The 15,151-nt window shown below is 42.5% G+C and carries 25 protein-coding genes; all 25 read left to right on the top strand.

What is annotated here, in order from left to right:
• The first annotated feature begins 9 nt into the window (after positions 1-9).
• The 25 genes from JUE95_RS02500 (at position 10) to JUE95_RS02380 (ending at position 15,140) form a co-directional block, all read left to right on the top strand.
• Positions 10-432 carry a YfdP family phage-associated protein gene (locus tag JUE95_RS02500; RefSeq protein ID WP_203648943.1) on the top strand — a complete coding sequence of 141 codons (423 nt, stop codon included), beginning with the start codon at positions 10-12 and terminating at the stop codon, positions 430-432.
• A 2-nt stretch (positions 433-434) separates the two neighbouring features.
• Entirely contained in the window at positions 435-1,151 is a 717-nt protein-coding gene (locus JUE95_RS02495) for a hypothetical protein (protein ID WP_203648942.1), read from the top strand.
• Between the two features lie 47 nt (positions 1,152-1,198).
• Positions 1,199-1,912, top strand: a complete 714-nt coding sequence (locus tag JUE95_RS02490) for a putative HNHc nuclease (RefSeq protein WP_235995119.1) — start codon at positions 1,199-1,201, stop codon at positions 1,910-1,912.
• Positions 1,878-2,642 carry an NUMOD4 domain-containing protein gene (locus JUE95_RS02485; protein WP_235995148.1) on the top strand — a complete coding sequence of 255 codons (765 nt, stop codon included), beginning with the start codon at positions 1,878-1,880 and terminating at the stop codon, positions 2,640-2,642. Before JUE95_RS02490 ends, JUE95_RS02485 begins: the two co-directional genes overlap by 35 nt.
• Positions 2,642-2,839 carry a hypothetical protein gene (locus tag JUE95_RS02480; protein WP_203648940.1) on the top strand — a complete coding sequence of 66 codons (198 nt, stop codon included), beginning with the start codon at positions 2,642-2,644 and terminating at the stop codon, positions 2,837-2,839. The genes JUE95_RS02485 and JUE95_RS02480 overlap by 1 nt, the downstream gene beginning before the upstream one ends.
• 10 nt (positions 2,840-2,849) lie before the next feature.
• Positions 2,850-3,266, top strand: coding sequence for a hypothetical protein (locus JUE95_RS02475; RefSeq protein ID WP_203648939.1), 417 nt, complete (start codon positions 2,850-2,852; stop codon positions 3,264-3,266).
• Entirely contained in the window at positions 3,263-3,430 is a 168-nt protein-coding gene (locus tag JUE95_RS02470) for a hypothetical protein (protein ID WP_203648938.1), read from the top strand. Before JUE95_RS02475 ends, JUE95_RS02470 begins: the two co-directional genes overlap by 4 nt.
• Positions 3,427-3,828, top strand: coding sequence for a DUF3310 domain-containing protein (locus JUE95_RS02465; RefSeq protein WP_203648937.1), 402 nt, complete (start codon positions 3,427-3,429; stop codon positions 3,826-3,828). The genes JUE95_RS02470 and JUE95_RS02465 overlap by 4 nt, the downstream gene beginning before the upstream one ends.
• Positions 3,825-4,253, top strand: a complete 429-nt coding sequence (locus tag JUE95_RS02460) for a RusA family crossover junction endodeoxyribonuclease (protein WP_203648935.1) — start codon at positions 3,825-3,827, stop codon at positions 4,251-4,253. Before JUE95_RS02465 ends, JUE95_RS02460 begins: the two co-directional genes overlap by 4 nt.
• A gap of 136 nt (positions 4,254-4,389) precedes the next feature.
• The gene (locus JUE95_RS02455; protein WP_203648934.1) at positions 4,390-4,578 is read left to right on the top strand and encodes a hypothetical protein; all 189 of its coding nucleotides are present in this window, start codon (positions 4,390-4,392) and stop codon (positions 4,576-4,578) included.
• The gene (locus tag JUE95_RS02450; protein ID WP_203648932.1) at positions 4,562-4,936 is read left to right on the top strand and encodes a YopX family protein; all 375 of its coding nucleotides are present in this window, start codon (positions 4,562-4,564) and stop codon (positions 4,934-4,936) included. Before JUE95_RS02455 ends, JUE95_RS02450 begins: the two co-directional genes overlap by 17 nt.
• Positions 4,926-5,474 carry an HNH endonuclease gene (locus tag JUE95_RS02445; protein WP_203648931.1) on the top strand — a complete coding sequence of 183 codons (549 nt, stop codon included), beginning with the start codon at positions 4,926-4,928 and terminating at the stop codon, positions 5,472-5,474. Before JUE95_RS02450 ends, JUE95_RS02445 begins: the two co-directional genes overlap by 11 nt.
• A complete protein-coding gene (locus tag JUE95_RS02440) occupies positions 5,471-5,638 on the top strand; it encodes a hypothetical protein (RefSeq protein WP_203648930.1) in 168 nt (55 codons plus the stop codon). Before JUE95_RS02445 ends, JUE95_RS02440 begins: the two co-directional genes overlap by 4 nt.
• A complete protein-coding gene (locus JUE95_RS02435; protein WP_203648929.1) occupies positions 5,622-6,020 on the top strand; it encodes a YopX family phage-derived protein in 399 nt (132 codons plus the stop codon). Before JUE95_RS02440 ends, JUE95_RS02435 begins: the two co-directional genes overlap by 17 nt.
• A 195-nt stretch (positions 6,021-6,215) precedes the next feature.
• Entirely contained in the window at positions 6,216-6,365 is a 150-nt protein-coding gene (locus JUE95_RS02430; RefSeq protein WP_203648928.1) for a hypothetical protein, read from the top strand.
• 43 nt (positions 6,366-6,408) lie between these two features.
• On the top strand, positions 6,409-6,615 hold the full coding sequence (locus JUE95_RS02425; protein WP_203648927.1) for a hypothetical protein: 207 nt from the start codon (positions 6,409-6,411) through the stop codon (positions 6,613-6,615).
• Positions 6,612-6,977 (top strand): hypothetical protein, encoded by a 366-nt coding sequence (locus JUE95_RS02420; protein ID WP_203648926.1) that lies wholly within the window; start codon positions 6,612-6,614, stop codon positions 6,975-6,977. The genes JUE95_RS02425 and JUE95_RS02420 overlap by 4 nt, the downstream gene beginning before the upstream one ends.
• A gap of 313 nt (positions 6,978-7,290) precedes the next feature.
• Entirely contained in the window at positions 7,291-7,773 is a 483-nt protein-coding gene (locus tag JUE95_RS02415; protein ID WP_203648925.1) for a hypothetical protein, read from the top strand.
• A 1,387-nt stretch (positions 7,774-9,160) separates the two neighbouring features.
• The gene (locus JUE95_RS02410; RefSeq protein ID WP_203648923.1) at positions 9,161-9,571 is read left to right on the top strand and encodes a hypothetical protein; all 411 of its coding nucleotides are present in this window, start codon (positions 9,161-9,163) and stop codon (positions 9,569-9,571) included.
• Positions 9,571-9,810, top strand: coding sequence for a hypothetical protein (locus JUE95_RS02405; protein ID WP_203648921.1), 240 nt, complete (start codon positions 9,571-9,573; stop codon positions 9,808-9,810). The genes JUE95_RS02410 and JUE95_RS02405 overlap by 1 nt, the downstream gene beginning before the upstream one ends.
• 38 nt (positions 9,811-9,848) lie before the next feature.
• Positions 9,849-10,658 carry a terminase small subunit gene (locus JUE95_RS02400; RefSeq protein WP_203648920.1) on the top strand — a complete coding sequence of 270 codons (810 nt, stop codon included), beginning with the start codon at positions 9,849-9,851 and terminating at the stop codon, positions 10,656-10,658.
• Positions 10,655-11,926, top strand: a complete 1,272-nt coding sequence (locus JUE95_RS02395; protein ID WP_203648919.1) for a PBSX family phage terminase large subunit — start codon at positions 10,655-10,657, stop codon at positions 11,924-11,926. The genes JUE95_RS02400 and JUE95_RS02395 overlap by 4 nt, the downstream gene beginning before the upstream one ends.
• 11 nt (positions 11,927-11,937) lie before the next feature.
• On the top strand, positions 11,938-13,551 hold the full coding sequence (locus JUE95_RS02390) for a phage portal protein (RefSeq protein ID WP_203648918.1): 1,614 nt from the start codon (positions 11,938-11,940) through the stop codon (positions 13,549-13,551).
• Positions 13,451-14,344 (top strand): structural protein, encoded by an 894-nt coding sequence (locus JUE95_RS02385; RefSeq protein WP_203648917.1) that lies wholly within the window; start codon positions 13,451-13,453, stop codon positions 14,342-14,344. The genes JUE95_RS02390 and JUE95_RS02385 overlap by 101 nt, the downstream gene beginning before the upstream one ends.
• Positions 14,345-14,432: 88 nt before the next feature.
• Positions 14,433-15,140, top strand: coding sequence for a DUF4355 domain-containing protein (locus JUE95_RS02380; protein WP_203648916.1), 708 nt, complete (start codon positions 14,433-14,435; stop codon positions 15,138-15,140).
• The last annotated feature ends 11 nt before the right edge of the window (positions 15,141-15,151 follow it).

The following is a 15,151-nucleotide window of genomic DNA, read 5'->3' as shown; positions in this document are numbered from 1 at the left end:
AGACACATTATGACGAAAAAAGATATTAACTTCGATTTATCAAAAATTGCTGATGGCGGGCTACAGGAAAAAGTAGACCGTGCGCTGGCTGAGGTTACAAAAAATATTCTTGACCCGAATACGGAAGCAAAAAAGAAACGTAAAGTCACTATTAATATTGGTTTAGCGCCAAACGACAATCGAGATAGTGTAGATGTTTCAACTGACGTGCGTACCAGTTTAGCACCAGAAATTGGGGTATCCACTACATTGCTAGTTGGCGAAGACCATGGCAAGCCAGTAGCAGCCGAACTTAAATCAGGAGCTGTGGGGCAGACCTATATTGATCCTGATGACAGCCAGTTGAAGACCGACACTGGGGAACCGGTGGATGAAGTGGAAAAGAAGAACGACAAAGTAATCGATTTTCAACACAAAGGGAATGAGGCCTAATCATGGAAAAAGACGCATTTGAGTATCTTAATAGCTTATCTAACACTGCAGCAGACAAGAAAGTCCAAGTTAAGGACGGAAAGACGTTTTTAATCGGTGACGATGTCCATCCCTGGCACGATGATGTGACGGCTAAAGAGGCGGTTGAGGTTCACACGCTGACAGCCATTATTGACTATTTAAAATCCGGTGCGGACGAACGTAAGCACATCATGATCCATGTTGTGTCTCCAAGCGAAGTTTGCCTATATGGTCCGATGAATGACTATGGTGAACGGGAAACATTGCTGAGAGCTACTTTAGTACAGGATTGGGTCATGTTCAACCAATTTATTGACCGTGAAGAACTCAACATCATGCTGCAGGCACAATTTAAAGACACGCCAGATAAAACGGCCATCATCGACTTTATTAGCCATTTAAAAGAGGACAAAGATTCCTCAGAGGTAACAGATGATGGGGTGACGCAAACGGCCACAGTCAAGACGGGCGTTGCCAGTGTTGGCAGAGCCAAAGTACCTAATCCAGTTGTTTTAAAGCCATATCGGACGTTTACAGAAATCAGACAGCCTGTATCTCAATTCGTGTTTCGGATGGCCCAGGGAATGAGGGGAGCCATCTTTGAAGCTGATGGTGGTATGTGGAAAAACGAGGCTATTGAAGAGATTAAAGAATTTCTAAAGGCCAACATCCCTGGTAAACCCACGATTTTAGGATAGTAACTGCAGACAGAGACGAGTGATATGAGACGTTAAGGAGTGATAGCTTGAAACGGGCAACGGCAGAAATAAAAGGCAAAGACTTAGTGATCCATTTAGCCGAGCTGTTGAACATGGATCACATTGAAACCGTAGCCGGCAATAAGAAACGATTCTGGGTCGATTATGAGGTAGCTGACACTAGGCAAGTAACTGACAAGCAGCGACGGCTGTTCTTCGCTCTGATGGGCGATATTGGACGCTGGAGCGGTGAAGAACCGGAGTGGCTACGAAAGTATTACTTCTATCCACTGTTTGCTGAGCGAATGTTAAAACCAGTCAGCCTGTCGAGTGAAAGTGACAGCAGCGTGTCCGATATTAATACGCTTATTGATATGGTGATTGACTTCATTTTTGAGTATGACGTGCCGATTAATTCAGCCTATTCGTTATTACCTCGTGATGAAGAGCATTTCCTATATCAGTGCTGTCGGCATCGTAAATGCATGGTATGCGGTAAATCCAATGCTCAAATTGCCCACTATGATGCAGTGGGTAATCGGAGCAGAGCTAAGGTGGACCACCGTAAGTTACGTTTCTTGTGCCTGTGTCCTGTTTGCCACCGTAGGCAACACGACATTGGTATTCACAATTTCTGTAAGGAAAATCATCTAACACCAATCAAATTGGACGAAGAAGCGCTCATCAAGTTAGGAGTTATGACTAAGAAAAGGATGAATGCAATTGATGAAAGAAATATGGAAACCGGTAGTGGGCTATGAACAGTATTACCTGGTATCCAATCTAGGACGAGTTAAAAGTAAGCCTCGAAAAGTTCATTTTGGAAAGCAGTCTAGATCCGTTGGAAATAACATTTTGAAGTTTAACGATAATGGCCACGGATATATGCAAGTAACTTTGAGCGTTAACAATCATCATAAAAACTTATATGTACATCGCATGGTGGCAGAAGCATTTATACCTAATCCTTTAAAAGTGGAACAGATTAATCACATTGATGCTAATAAATGGAATAACAAGGTCTCTAATCTTGAATGGGTTACTTCTAAGGAAAACATTGATCACGCTATAAAAAATGGATTGACACCGATGGGAAGCCACAGCGTCAGAGCTAAATTGACGAGGCTACAGGCACGAAGTATTAAACGTGAATATTTAATTGGGATTCCTTCAGATATTATTTCTAAGCATTACGGATGTCCTGTTGGAACAGTTAACAGTATAGGAAATGGCACCGTATATGGTAGCGATACTCAAGATATTCCAGTTATTACTAATCATCACAGGAAAATATTGAAAACAAAGTATGAGCTTGGAAATAAAGGAATTTCTCCACGAGGTAACCGATGGCGCGCAGTTCTCACAATTGACGGCCATGAATATCTTGACAGTGATTTTGCTACTAAGAAATTGGCTGTTGATGCTCAAAAACGTGCGTTTAATAAATACCTTATGGACAAAGATAATGAGGAATATTCCGAGGCGAAGTAATGCGAGCAAGAAAGATATTTGCCGTTTACCGCGGTGACGAGTTTATCGATGTTGGTACTCGTGAAGAGTTAGCTAACCGATTGCATCTCACATTACCAACACTGATGTTTAAGGCTTCACCAGCCTACCATCGGCGAACGACCTATGAGAAATCAATGCGGATGTATTTGATATGTAAGGAGCCAGCGGACAGTTAGGAGGGATTGTATGTCACAGCTTGTAGACCTGGTACACAAGCTGGAAGACGAATATATGAGAAACGGCAAAGTGAGTTTTCTATATGTACCAGACGATAAATACAAAAAATTTGTTAAACAACGCAAAGCACTTGAACGTGAGCATATTGAGAAAAAGGATAAGCGCTGGGCAAAATACTCACGCAGTAAGGCTTATCGGCAGGCTATAAATGAGTTTCTCAGTAAGACCCAGACGGCCAACTACACGGTTAAAGAGCTGACGGAAATGATCGACAGTAATCCCGATTTAAACGACCATGGACGGAATATCCACGAGGAACAGGCGGTATATGCTCTGTTAAATCAGCACGGATTGCCATGGAAGGGTAAACGAGAGCCAACAAGAAAACCACGAGTAAAACGGGAAGCAGAGAGGTGTGGCTCATGAAAGTGACCATCATACGCAATGACGACTTGCATCACGACTGGCACCGAAATGTCAGCGAAAAATGGGCATGCGAGGTGATTGGCTGCAAGAAGTGGCAACTGGAAGAAGCCATGAATGAACATCAAAAGCTGAAAGGCTGGGAAATACAGGAGGTTGTCAGATGAGCGCAACTAAGCCAAGTTATTACAGCAACAACGGTAAAGACCTGCTTGACCGATTTGAGGGTGGTCTGATGACTGCTGAACAAGTACGTGGATTCTACAAAGGCAACATCATCAAATATGTGACGCGTTATCAAGACAAGAACGGTACTGAGGACTTACAAAAAGCTAGAACTTATCTGGATCGGTTGATTAAGTTTGAAGGGCCAAAACATGACGAAATGGGCAACACCATTCTGTCTAAATCAGATAGCGATAGAGTCATGAAAAAGATGGTGGAAAATGGGTCAAAGCACGATAAGACCAAGTTGGAAGCCACTGCAAAGGATGAGGGCCAGAAACTGTTTGATGCCTGGAAAGATGTATTCAAGGACTGGGATAAGTTAGGTGACCAGTCATGATCGTTATTCGTTATGAGGGTGAGCCAGTACCCGCAGGACGACCAAGATTTGCCAGACATGACAATTATATTCAAACATATGATCCAGCTAAAGCGCGTGAGTTTAAATCATTGCTAGGCTGGGCGGCACGCAGTCAGTACCGTGGTGAACCGATCAGTGGTAAACCGCTGGAAGTATACATCGAAGCCTACCGCAAGAATCAGAAACATATCAGCAAAGTTGAAGCACAACGGCGGGCTAAAAAAACGTCTGTGCCGTTGACTAAGCCAGACGTGGATAATTACGTTAAATCTATCTTGGATGCGCTCACAGGCATTATTTGGGAGGATGACAACATCATTCAGCACGTAGATGCCCGCAAGTATTATGCCAAACAGCCACACGTCATTATCAAGGTTAAAGAATATGAGGCAGACAATGGCTAACAACAGTTGGCGATTAATGCCCGTACTGCCATGAAGGCAAGATTATTGTCGGTGATAGTGATTTGCAAGCTAATGTGATGATTCATCGACAAGGATTGGGTGCGCTACATGTGAGAGAAGCTACGGGAGGCAGACAATGAAACACGGCGATAAGGTGTATTACCACCGACACCATCACGTTAAGCAACCTGCTACGTGGCTATGCTGGATCACTCGTGGTTATAGGCGGTTAGCGATGGTGAAAATTAAAGGCAGCCACGGGCATATTGAGGTGGCACCAAGTGATGTTGAGATTGGGAGGGCGAATGATGGTACCAAAATTTAGAGCGTGGGACAAAAAGACAAAAGAATATTTTCATATTTCTGAGTTATGGAACTCTGGGACAAATCCGGAGTGCTTTAATTTTGACGGGTGGACGGATAACTTTGGGAATGAAGGAAGACTAAAAGATATTGTAATTGAGCAGTATACCGGCCTTCAAGATGCCAATGGTGATGATATTTATGAAAATGATTTAGTGCTACTTGACCCAGACGATCAACCATATCTAATTATTTTAAATGAAGGCAAATTTGAACTATCTAGTGATTATTTAGGATTAGTTTATGATTTGGGTGAAGAATATATGGACTGTGAAATTATTGGTGACGTGCATACGGATGGTGATTTGATTGACCGTTAAAATTCAAAGAAAAATAAGATGGATCAATGATTGTAATTGCAAAGTTGATGAATTTATTTTAACAAAGGCTTCATTGTGGAAATCAAAAAGACCTATGACATCTATTAAGCACATTTATAAGTACGGAAACTATGCTGCGGTGACAATTGATGGGATAAAAACACATGTGCATAGGCTATTGATGGAATATGAAGTGCTTAATGATATTCCCAGTACATTTTGTATTCACCATCTTGATGGAAATAAGATGAATGATTCAATTGCTAATTTAGCAATTATGGTTGCGGGGGCACACAACAGCCATCGTATGAAAGGGCATATAGTAACAGATAAGCAAAGAGAAATGACAGTAAAAGCTGATCATCAGCAGAAAGGTATGAGAATTCGTCGTACAGTTAAAGTCCCTTTGGATGAATTAAAGGAATTTTTAAAAGATGGTAAAAGTATTAACTGGATTTCGCATTACTATGAATGCGATTGGAGTACCATTAAGCGAAGAATTCACGAAAATCCGGAACTATTGGAGGAAGAAAAATGACAATTAAGTATGAGTGCCAAGATATTTTTTCACACGAGATCATCGCGACGTTCGACACCTATGATGAAGCCGACAACTTCATGGACGCAGCATATGACATGCCCGACTGGTGGACGACACCAGCAATGACTATTGTGGAGGTAACTAATGAGCAGAGAAATTAAATTCCGTATTTGGAGAGCACCTGATGAGTATAACAAAACATTCTGGATGGAATCATGGGATAGCCTTCTGAACTACTCGATGAGCGATATCTTTCAGCTAGATAATCCTGATGATGTTCTTGAGCAGTTTACTGGCTTAAAAGATAGGAACGGCAAAGACATTTATGAGGGCGACATTCTTGCCTGGCATTCAAACATTTATCGAAAACAGGATTGGATCGGCTTGGTCAAGTATCGTGGTGCTGGATTTGTAGTACAAGAAAATTCTAGGTCTTTCTCAACGCCAGAATGGCTGGATTGTGCTTGCCGTAAAGATGCCAATATCATTGAAGCCATTGGCAATATTCACGAGAACCCTGAATTGCTGGAGGAAGACAAATAGCTGAAACGAAAGCACAGCAGGAATGCCCTTACTGCCACGAACCGTATAAACTTTTATTGGATGAGCCTGGGATTAAGGAATTAATTAGTAAATCGGATAGAGATTGTTATTTGACAACCATAATCTCAAACTTTGGCTTTACAAATTTTAGATTAAGTTACTGCCCTGTATGCGGCCGAAAATTGGAGGCAGATAATGATTAAACCAGAAGATATGAAATTTGGGGTTACTACTGACAAAGGAATTGCTGATCTAAGTTACCAACAAGCAAAAGAAATTTACGAACAGTTCCTGGCATACAACAATGCATGGGAAGAGAAACAGAAGGCCAAAAAAGAGCATTAAAAAAGCCCCTCGATTAGGAGCATCAGAAAGCTTGGTGAGAATAATGACTGAAACAGGTAAGCATTCAGATGGATCTTTTATATTTAAAGGACACCAGCTGATTCAAGAAGCTCTAGAGGATTGGTTCAATTTTGGTAAACCTGATCAATCATTTACAGAATATTTTCCAGCCGTTTCTTGGATTAAAAGAGATCACTTGTATAAAACAAGAATTGGTCTGGTACAAATCGAAGAGGTGGTGGATAAATGATGGAAAAGTTCGTTCAATTAATACCTTTGTCTGTAATCGTCAGTATGCTCGTAATTATAGGACTTGTAATATACATGTTCCATATGGAATCCGAACATGATTTTTACGATTATATCGATAAGCGACTTGATTTCGAAAAGGAAGGGATCAATAGACAAATTGAATGGCAGGAAAAAGCAATCAATGAATTACTTGTCAAATCAGGTGATGCTGAGTTAGTTACCAAACTAAAAATCCCTGAAGTGATTTTAAATAATGGAATAAATGATCTAGTCAGGGTTTGGGAAAAGAGAGGGTACCTGGTGAGTATAAAAGACAACGAATTTATACTCTATAAGCTTCCAGATGAACTAAAAAAGTAACGGAGCTGGGTGAAATAATGATTAAAATCAAGCGATTACTAAATGATTGGTGGGACGGATTTAAAGTCTGCATGTTCGTCATGATTGTTTGTTTCATCTTTGTATGTCTTTTCTTTGGCATACCATATCTCTTATTTTATGTATCACCATGGTTATGTGGTGCTTGTGTGCTGTTTATTAATATGCCGTTATTCGGCTATATGATGATTCATTCAGGAGACTAAAAAGCCACCCTTGGCTGGGCAGCATACGAATTAAACCTATCAGTTAATATTGTATGCTACAAAGTCAGCAATAACAAGGGGTGTAGAGGGTGCATTATTCAGATTGGGATATCAACGAAACGTGCAAAAATGCTAAACAGGTCTTACGACAATTTAACGAGTGGAGGGAAGAAGTTGCTCACCTGAAACTCGAAGTATCCCTGTCAGCAATTCAGTATGATGGGATGCTGAAAAGTGAGACTAACGAAAATGGTACCGAGAACTCCTTGATCCGGCAAATAGCCGAGTTAGATGACGATTGCTACCGTTTGGAACACCAGATTGTCATGGTCGAAAAAACTTTAGATGTGATGGGTGAGCCAACACAAGAGTCACAGCAACTGTCAACGCTGCTTCGTTTGAGATACATAGAGCGCTATTCAGTTAAAAGCTGTTGTGAACGGTTGGCAATGTTGTTTCATCTCGACTATATTTCAGAATCAAAGTTCCACCGTGACGAAAACGAAGCACTCTTGTTATTCGTCAGAATCTATCCAGAACGGGATGATCTCATTGTAAAAATAGGCTCCTAAAAAAGATGGGAGGTTTTTGGGAGACTTTCGAAGATAAGTGGGCGAAAAGTGGCAGTTCTAACGCTCTAAAAGGGGGTATTCTAGTATCGTTGATAGATTAATCAACGTACTACTCTATCCCCGTAGAGTGAACCTAACCCCAAACGATTATTTATGTGCAAAGTGACTGCAAGAACACCAGACGGGTTTAAGCCCCGTGTCACTTGTTGCCGGTTTAGTAGTCCGGCGTTTGATTTCAGTGAAATCTCCTCAGTTTAAGATGATTGGCCGTTGCATGCGGTCAACCATGTGCAACCGAAGATGGTATAAGCAGGTTCGACTCCTGCCGGTTGCTTAGCCTCTTACTCTTGTCGAGGCTGAAAGCACACAATTCGGCAAGCAAAACGTCAGTCGGAAACAGTCATTCGTAAACTGGCTGTGGGCGTGTGCATCCCCTATATTAGGCTAATCCCATGATTGGGTACTGACAGGCACCGAGTTTAAGTTTATAGGTGTCAATATACCTTACTGATGTAATAGCAGCATGACGGTCTCCAAAACCGTTAATCGTGGTTCGAATCCACGGTGAGGTGTTGAGTCGAATACCTGCGAAGCTCTGGGTAGCTCCCTATGATGCGAAGAAAGCACCGGTGCACCGGGATAGCAAAGGTACAAGACGAGGTAGGGCATTCTATAAAACTAGCCCAACTAGGAGTGTGACTTTAGGTTCAGCGCTTAAAGATGATTGGTTAGCAATGCAGTATCGAGGCATACTGGGGCGCAGAGCTGTATTGCTGAGCAGGGTTCAAATCCCTGTCACTCCTTTGCCGGTGTACGCCACACCGACACTTTCCTTTAATCGAGCTGGGTGCAATCTAGAGAGAGGTCTCAAAGGACATCATTGCTTGTGAGTTACACCTAGCCTGGACGGCTGTGGAAACGCGGTCGTTTTTAATATGTATATCATGGACGGAAACCGTGGTATAACCGCTTGATCACTCACCCTCGACACAACAATAATTTAAAAACTCAACGAGACAGAAATGATCAAGCAATACATCATGCCAATATTAAAAAGTTACCGTTTTTCTGTATGCAGGCGTGATGTATTCTGACACTCAGCTCAGTGGGAGTGTAGCCGGTTCAATTCCGGTGGGTGTCTTAATTAAATTGAGGAGGTGCCAACTTGGACAAATACGATATTGGAGCGCTGTTAGCATTTGTCTTGGCGCTTCTAGCTGCGTGGTGGTTGTCATGAGGATGGTCAATTGTAAGTACGGTTATGTCAGCCCAATCGAAGCCAAGATATTCGGTGAGTTAGACCGTGATTTAAAACTCAAAAAGAAGCAACGCAAGTACTCAATCAATCAACAGCCTATTAAGCTATCAGTAAAAAGGAGAGGCAAAGATGAACACTGAAAATGAAATTTTATTAATTAAAGGCGTTCCTACAACTGATTTGTTTCAAGCTAGTCGCAATGCTCAGCGAATCGATATCAATGGGCATGATTACGTGATCACTGAGGTTAGCACCGATTTTAATAATTCAAATGAGTGCTGTGCAGTTCAATTAAAAAGATCGCTAGAAGATAAGAGTGATAAATTAATCGATTTAGTCAAAGCAATCAGAAAAAAAGACAATGAAATCGATAAAGATTTTGCTGGTCACAGAATCCGGACTTTTGATCAGAAGAAATATATTCAAGCTGTTACCAATTTAGCTGAAGGGATGCCGGCCAGTGTGGTAGCTGAATCATTGGACAAAGCTGCCGAGTATGTCCGTAATCAAGGTGTTCAAGGATATTGGGAGGAAAAGTAATGGATAAAGAAACCTTTATTTCACTGTATAACGATGAGATCAACAAAATAGTGAACCAAGATGCTGTTCGAAGTGAAACCATTAAGCGGGAACGCGAAGATGGCACCCTTGATAATATGATTGAAGGCTCAACTTATATAGCCAGAACCGCATATCTAAAAGCCCTAAATCAGGGCTTTAATGATGATCAAGCGTTTGTAATTGGTTTACGACAAGCAGGATATATTAGCGACAACTAGCCCGCTGCCTTCTGCGAATGGAGGTGTGGTGATATGCGATGACTAAGAAAGCAGATGAGGCTAAAGCAGATTACCTGGCTGGTAAGTCGTATAAAGAAATTGCAACACAATATGGCGTATCTGAAGGAACTGTTAGAGCCTGGAAATCGCGCTATAAATGGGACGGTTCAGCACCGCCTAAAAAAGGCGCAACAAAAAGTGCAACGCAACAGTCAGATGTTGCAACAAAAACGCAACACGTTGCAGTGCAACAGTTAGCTGATAACCATGAACTAACGGACAAGCGGAAGCTTTTTTGTTTGTACTATATTCAACGCTATAATGCCACCTGGGCATACCAGAAAGCTTATCAAGTTGATTGGGATACAGCTCATTCGGGTGGCGCTAGACTGTTATCAAAAGATAGCGTCAAACAGGCGCTTAGCAAGCTAAAGAAGCAACAGTCAGAAGATCTATATTTAACAGCTAATGACATTATGGTCGAGTATGTCAAGCAAGCATTCGCAGACATCGGTGACTACGTTGATTTTGGAACAGAAACCGAAATTGTACGTGATGGATGGTTCAAGCCAGTAAAGGATAAAGTTACTGGTGGTTATCTTACCCGTGAGAAGTCATATGCGCGATTAAAAGATAGCAAAGACGCCGATACTTCATTGGTTAGTGAGATTCACTTAGGTCATGATGGCGCGGTTGTTAAGCTGTTTGACAAGCAAAAAGCAATGAAAGAGTTGTTAGATCGTTTGCCTGAACCGGAAGCCACGAATGATGAAGGTGATACTTACCTCAAAGCAATTCGTGACGGGGTCAAAGACCTGTTCTCTAAAAAGGACGGTGACAGCAAATGAAGGTACCACAGTTTAAGTTTGCACCGTTCTCGTTTAAACAGCTACAAGTCAGTGCCTGGTGGACGGATGACTCCCCGTATAAGGATTATGAAACCATTATCTGTGATGGTTCAGTCCGTGCCGGTAAGACTTTAATTATGTCGACCAGTTACATTGAGTGGTCTATGGCGCGATTTAATGATGAACAGTTTGGCATTGCCGGCAAAACGATTGGCTCACTAAGACGTAACGTGGTCACACCATTGCTGCGGATTTTGCGTGGCCGTGGCTACCAAGTTAAAGACCGACGTTCAGACAATCTGCTAGAGATTACTCGCGGTAACGTCACCAACCATTATTATTTGTTTGGTGGCAAGGATGAGGGTAGCCAGGACTTAGTACAAGGGCTGACTGCAGCTGGCTTCTTTTTCGATGAGGTGGCCTTGATGCCAGAATCGTTTGTTAATCAAGCAACTGCGCGTGTTTCTAAAGATGGAGGTAAGTACTGGTTCAATTGCAACCCAGCTGGTCCATATCACTGGTTCAAACTAGAGTGGCTGGATCAGCTAAAAAAGCATAGAGGACTACATATTCATTTTATGATGGACGACAACCCATCACTATCTGAAGCCGTTAAGGATAGATACAAGCGTAACTATTCCGGTGTGTTCTATATGCGCTACATCGAAGGTAAATGGGTGCTGTCAGAAGGAATCATCTACGACAACTTCGATAAAGACAACATGGTGGTTCAGCCACCACCTGAATCTCAGATAACTAAATACTATGTATCGTGTGACTACGGTACTTTAAACCCTACGGTATTTCTGCTGTGGGGCTTTTCTCATGGTGTTTGGTACTGCCTCAAAGAGTATTACTACTCAGGGCGCACGCGCAATCGCCAGAAAACGGATGAACAGTATGCAGATGACTTAGACAGGTTCCTAGGGACATTGCATCCAACCATCATCATTGACCCGTCTGCAGCTTCCTTCATTGCTCTATTAAGACGGCGTGGCTATCACGTTGTTAAAGCTAACAATGATGTGTTGGACGGGATTCGTGAGACGCAAGTTGCCATGAATACTGGCAAGATTAAATTCACCCCAGAACTGAAGAACTTGTTTAAAGAGTTAGCCAGTTACATCTGGGATGAAAAAGCTGAGGAACGTGGCGAAGATAAACCAGTTAAAGAACATGACCATGCTTGTGATGCCATGCGGTATTTCGTTTACAAGATTGTCCGCAAGGTTCAGCATGCTGGTGCTCAAATCTACAAAGACTTTTAGGAGGTGTGAAGTTGGTTAAGCAAATTAAGCGGCATAACAATCAAGACTTACTGATCAGTGGTCAGCGGTTGGCTAACCTAGGCCGTTTCGGTGATGCAATTGATTTAGGAGATAACATCCAAATCAATGACAGTGATGTCTTCACTTACCCAGCAGAGATGAATCTACTGGCTCATTTGGAAGACGTCAACACTATGATCAACTACCACCGTGATTTCCTAGTTGGTGCCTATAAAATGAAACGGGACTACTACAAAGGCCGGCACGAGCGAATCATTCGGCAGAAAGGTAAGTCGCTGGGCAAACCTGATAACCGAATCATCGTTAACTATCCAAAGAAGCTGATCAATACATTCAATGGTTTCTTCAGTGGTGATCCAGTTCAGGTTAGCTACGAGGAAAACGGTAACCCCAATGAGACCATCAACAAGCAGATTCAGGACTTCCTGAAACGCAATGATTATGATGACGTGTTCAGCGAAGCTTCTAAGATGGCAGATATCTATGGGCGTTCGTATTTGTATTGCTACATGGATGATCAGCCAACACCACAGCTTCATATGACAGTGACCAGCCCCATTGATACGTTTGCCATCTATGACGACACCGTTGAGCATAATCAGATTGCTGCAGTTCGCTATACGTACCGCAACGCTCAGATGAAGGCGACTGTGATTACTGATAAAGGTGATTATCAAATCAGTAATACGAATGAAGATGGGACTGCTGATAAGGCTCATTTCACGAACCTTGATGAAGACGGTTCGCCGCTTGATACCCATCCATTGCCAATCTGTCCCGTTATTGAGTTCGAGGAAAACGAAGAACGCTTAGGACTGCTTGATGATGTGGTCAACATTATTGATTCCATTGACCGGTCTATGTCGGAAAAAATGAATGATGTGGATTACTTTGGTGACGCTTATTTAGCAATCACTGGTGTAAAGCTGACTGATAAACAGAAAGCGGAGATTAAAGACAGTAAGCTCTTTAACCTCTATCCCAGTGAAGATGAGATGGATAGCAACATTCAGCCCACCGTAGAGTTTTTGAACAAACTCTCAAATGATGAAACTCAGGAACATTACTTAGATCGGGCAGTTGATATGCTGTATCAAATCACGCAAGTAGTTAATCTCAGTGACTCAACCTTTGGGATGAGTGCTGATGCTGCTTCTGGTGTTGCCCTGATTAATAAGTACCAGGCGATGCAAGCCATGGCGAAAACTAAATCACGGAAAATGTCGAAGATGCTGAGAAAACTCTTTAGCATCTTTTTTGATGTCGCCAATATTGACGGTGAGATTACTAACCTGACCTTCACATATCAGCAGGCGGTACCGCACAACGACAGTGAAGAAGCTACTACATTCTCGACTGTTTACGGCAAGATCCCGGATGAAAAAGCACTGCAGTATCTATCTAAGATTGATGATCCAAAGGCTGTTGCTAAAGAAATGGCCAAAGACCGTGAGAAAGATGGTATTAATCTAGCTCAGGCAACCGCAAAAGTAGGTGAAGATAATGGCCAACCTGACAATGGAGAAGCTACGAATACAGGAGCTCCTCAACCAGGACAAGCAGGACAATCTGACCAACAACCAGGATTACCAGCAAAGCCTTAGCTTCATTCGCGATCACTTACAGGCATTCTGCTATCAATATGCCAAGGATAACCAGCTGACACCTAGTGAAGTTTCACAGCGAATCACACGTTGGGATAAGCAGGAATGGTTAAATGCAATCCGAGAATTAGATACACATGACTGGCCTGAAGAGGCTAAAAAACGTCTTACAGGGCTCGCAAAGGATGCCGGTATCAATGTTCACCACATGATGAATGCGATTGTTGGTGCTGGTGTTTTAGCCTATTTCGTCCATCAGCACAGTCTAGTTCAGCGACGTGTGAAAGCCGATGGCGCAACTGAAATAGTGCGGGCACAAGTTAAACCACGACAAGCTAACCGACTAGTGTCAATCGTTACTGATCCAGACAATGCAACGAAATGGAGTACTAACCTCTGGGACGACAGTGATCAGTTCACTCGTGACCTGCAGTCCGTTGTCAGTAAGCACATTCGCCATGGCACGTCTGTTGATGAGCTCATTAATACTTTGGTACCACACAGCAAAGCGTTGGAGAAACCTAATATCAATGCTGCAGATAGGCTGGCGGTAGCTAAGCGCAATGCAGAACGGCTGATTGTAACTGAATCATCACGAGTATCTGACCGAGTCAATACGGCTGCGATGAAAATGCAGGGTGTATTGATGGTTGACGTTGTGAATGAACCAGGTGCTTGTGAGAAGTGTGTGGGGATTGCGGAAGGTGGCCCATATCCAATTGACGATGCACCTTCAATTCCTGACGATACGCATCCACATTGCCGTTGTATAAAAGTTGAACATCGAGTTTAAATGACAGTCCAAACCATGCTTAAGACTTAAAACTGTGCAAGTGATATTAGTCATGCCAAGACTTTAAAACGTGAAAGGACGATTAACTATGTTATTGAATCAATTTAGCAACTCATTACCAATGAAACTGCAATATTTTGCTGAAGATACTGGTGCCAATGGCGGTGCCGGCAACAGTGAAAGTACTGAAACGACCGATCCTAAGAACCAACAGCCAACTGATCCATCAGCCACAAAACCTGACGATAAATCCGGTGATGATCCATCGGATAACCCTGATGATGATAAGTCTAAGACTTTTACCCAGGCTGAGGTTGAAAAGATGATTGCGGAAAGAACGGAACGGGAACGCTCTAAATCATATAAAAAGGGCATTGAAGCTGGGAAAACGGAAGCTGAAAAGTTAGCCAAAATGGGCGATGACGAAAAGCAGCAATACAAGTTTGAACAGATGCAAAGTGAGCTTGAAAATATGAAGCAGGAGAAAGCTCGTTCTGAAATGGTTACTACGGCTAATGACCGCCTGCAGGAGGCACATATCTCATTACCTAGTAAATCAGTTGAACGCTTCGTGGTTGGTCAAGATGCTGAAGATACTAATAAGCGCATAAACGACTTCATTAGCCTTTACAACGATGTGAAAGCTTCAGTGAAGAATGACCTGCTGCGCAATGGTCGCGTACCAAAGGACCAGGTCAATTCAGCAAACGGTAACAGTGAAGACGTTGGTGCACGAATTGCCAAACAGAATCATTCAAAAGTTAAGAATCCATACTTCAAACAACCTAATGCATAGGAGGCGTTAGC

It is taken from the genome of Secundilactobacillus yichangensis (assembly GCF_016861565.1).
GTDB classification, from domain to species: Bacteria; Bacillota; Bacilli; order Lactobacillales; family Lactobacillaceae; genus Secundilactobacillus; species Secundilactobacillus yichangensis.
The sequence above is the reverse complement of the archived record's forward strand: the minus strand, read 5'-3'. Positions and strand labels throughout refer to the sequence as shown.

What these genes read in the sequence shown, in the direction of transcription:
- JUE95_RS02495 (WP_203648942.1), top strand. Translation starts at nt 435, where the DNA reads ATGGAAAAAGACGCATTTGAGTATCTTAATAGCTTATCTAACACTGCA.
- JUE95_RS02405 (WP_203648921.1), top strand. Translation starts at nt 9,571, where the DNA reads ATGGATAAAGAAACCTTTATTTCACTGTATAACGATGAGATCAACAAA.
- JUE95_RS02440 (WP_203648930.1), top strand. Translation starts at nt 5,471, where the DNA reads ATGACAATTAAGTATGAGTGCCAAGATATTTTTTCACACGAGATCATC.
- JUE95_RS02480 (WP_203648940.1), top strand. Translation starts at nt 2,642, where the DNA reads ATGCGAGCAAGAAAGATATTTGCCGTTTACCGCGGTGACGAGTTTATC.
- JUE95_RS02380 (WP_203648916.1), top strand. Translation starts at nt 14,433, where the DNA reads ATGTTATTGAATCAATTTAGCAACTCATTACCAATGAAACTGCAATAT.
- JUE95_RS02465 (WP_203648937.1), top strand. Translation starts at nt 3,427, where the DNA reads ATGAGCGCAACTAAGCCAAGTTATTACAGCAACAACGGTAAAGACCTG.
- JUE95_RS02395 (WP_203648919.1), top strand. Translation starts at nt 10,655, where the DNA reads ATGAAGGTACCACAGTTTAAGTTTGCACCGTTCTCGTTTAAACAGCTA.
- JUE95_RS02470 (WP_203648938.1), top strand. Translation starts at nt 3,263, where the DNA reads ATGAAAGTGACCATCATACGCAATGACGACTTGCATCACGACTGGCAC.
- JUE95_RS02500 (WP_203648943.1), top strand. Translation starts at nt 10, where the DNA reads ATGACGAAAAAAGATATTAACTTCGATTTATCAAAAATTGCTGATGGC.
- JUE95_RS02410 (WP_203648923.1), top strand. Translation starts at nt 9,161, where the DNA reads ATGAACACTGAAAATGAAATTTTATTAATTAAAGGCGTTCCTACAACT.
- JUE95_RS02460 (WP_203648935.1), top strand. Translation starts at nt 3,825, where the DNA reads ATGATCGTTATTCGTTATGAGGGTGAGCCAGTACCCGCAGGACGACCA.
- JUE95_RS02485 (WP_235995148.1), top strand. Translation starts at nt 1,878, where the DNA reads ATGAAAGAAATATGGAAACCGGTAGTGGGCTATGAACAGTATTACCTG.
- JUE95_RS02385 (WP_203648917.1), top strand. Translation starts at nt 13,451, where the DNA reads ATGGCCAACCTGACAATGGAGAAGCTACGAATACAGGAGCTCCTCAAC.
- JUE95_RS02430 (WP_203648928.1), top strand. Translation starts at nt 6,216, where the DNA reads ATGATTAAACCAGAAGATATGAAATTTGGGGTTACTACTGACAAAGGA.
- JUE95_RS02400 (WP_203648920.1), top strand. Translation starts at nt 9,849, where the DNA reads ATGACTAAGAAAGCAGATGAGGCTAAAGCAGATTACCTGGCTGGTAAG.
- JUE95_RS02435 (WP_203648929.1), top strand. Translation starts at nt 5,622, where the DNA reads ATGAGCAGAGAAATTAAATTCCGTATTTGGAGAGCACCTGATGAGTAT.
- JUE95_RS02425 (WP_203648927.1), top strand. Translation starts at nt 6,409, where the DNA reads ATGACTGAAACAGGTAAGCATTCAGATGGATCTTTTATATTTAAAGGA.
- JUE95_RS02420 (WP_203648926.1), top strand. Translation starts at nt 6,612, where the DNA reads ATGATGGAAAAGTTCGTTCAATTAATACCTTTGTCTGTAATCGTCAGT.
- JUE95_RS02450 (WP_203648932.1), top strand. Translation starts at nt 4,562, where the DNA reads ATGGTACCAAAATTTAGAGCGTGGGACAAAAAGACAAAAGAATATTTT.
- JUE95_RS02455 (WP_203648934.1), top strand. Translation starts at nt 4,390, where the DNA reads ATGAAACACGGCGATAAGGTGTATTACCACCGACACCATCACGTTAAG.
- JUE95_RS02475 (WP_203648939.1), top strand. Translation starts at nt 2,850, where the DNA reads ATGTCACAGCTTGTAGACCTGGTACACAAGCTGGAAGACGAATATATG.